We start from the raw sequence: 1352 nt of genomic DNA on the forward strand, positions 1-1352 counted from the left end.
GCCATCAACACCGCGCCCGCCTCTGCCACCGCCGTTGGCACGCATACGCCGGCACCACACCATGATCAGCAACGACTATCTACAGCTGCCGTATCTGAACAACGCACGCCTGCTCGCCACACTGACGATCGCCACCAAGATCGCGCTGACCACCACATGGGCGAACATGAGCCCTGTCTCTGTGTCGCCGCACTCCCGCCAGGCGAGACCCAACACCAGTCCATGCGCGTAGAAGGACGCTGTGAAGACAACCCACGCCCAACCGGACGGGTCAGGTTGGCCACGGAAAGGTATTCGGTCACCCCACGCATTCTTCAGGATCTTGAACAGAGATATCCAGGCCAGCAATCCGAGAGCGGCAAGCACGATTCGGGAGGGAATAGGGAGGCCGTGGAACACAGCTACTCCCGGCATCGCCACGGAGGAAATCACCGCCATAACCAGTACGGGGGGACTGGTCGGAGCCCGTACCGACATAAGAATCTCCACTCCATCAACGGCCAGTCGGTGGCCCTGCACGCCCGTGCACGGTCGCCAGGCAGCCTACCGACGTGGACGAACTGGGCGGTTGCAGCCTCCGGGCACCAAGATGAGCCTTGAGGTCACCGACCCGGAACCGCGAACCATTCCCATCCTGCGTCGGCGGCGGAGGGGGACGAAGAGACCGGCTGGGGCCTCGCCCTGCTCGACGCGCCGACTCTGCAGGTGGTTTCAGATGTCGAACAGGCTGCCGTCTCCTGTTGCATTGAGGACTTTGCCTGGCGGGGGCACTGTGGCGCCCACGGGTTCGCCGTACCGGGAGAACTCGATCTTCATCTCGGAGCTCTGGGAGGTGCCTTCCATGAACCGGATGTACGGTTTGCCCTCCGCGGCCAAGTACATGGTCAGACCCCCCTCTCCCTCGGGACCGCGCATCGGGACGAGCCGCTCATCGTCGCGCTCGACAGTGGCCATCTGATAGATGCCCGTGCCACTTCGCGGCACAGGGGGCAGCACCATGTCGAGGTTGCACTGACGCTGCTTCGGGCCCCCGGCGGGCGGCCTCCGCGCGTATCTCGGCAAGGGCCGCGTCGGTGTAGCGGATGTAGGACACACCATCGCCGGCGATGCGGGACGTCAGCAAGAAGATGAACGCGGACACTTCATCGGCGTACATCGACATCACGGCCGACTACACCTACGACCCGTCAGAGTCGATGCAGCTGTCGACAGTGGTCCGCGGGCCCCGGGGGAGCTCGCCCTCTCGATCGGCATGCACCCAGGGCTTGGTCAAGTTCCGGAGTCGTGCGGCTGGGTCGGGCCGTGACCGGTTGGGGTGCATAGCAGAGCAGGCACGGGCTTCGTGATCATTG

At 64.3% G+C, this 1352-nt stretch carries 2 protein-coding genes; one reads left to right on the plus strand and one right to left on the minus strand.

Annotated features, from left to right (window positions below; all coding sequences use genetic code 11):
* The coding region (locus ACIQFZ_RS43525; protein WP_402694012.1) for a hypothetical protein at positions 1 to 232 on the plus strand (232 nt) is incomplete at its 5' end.
* A 479-nt stretch (positions 233 to 711) separates the two neighbouring features.
* Here the strand turns inward: ACIQFZ_RS43525 and ACIQFZ_RS43530 are convergent.
* Positions 712 to 954, minus strand: coding sequence for a hypothetical protein (locus ACIQFZ_RS43530; RefSeq protein WP_402694013.1), 243 nt, complete (start codon positions 952 to 954; stop codon positions 712 to 714).
* Positions 955 to 1352 lie beyond the last annotated feature (398 nt).

Source organism: Streptomyces sp. NPDC093064, assembly GCF_044754605.1.
In the GTDB taxonomy this organism is placed as follows: domain Bacteria; phylum Actinomycetota; class Actinomycetes; order Streptomycetales; family Streptomycetaceae; genus Streptomyces.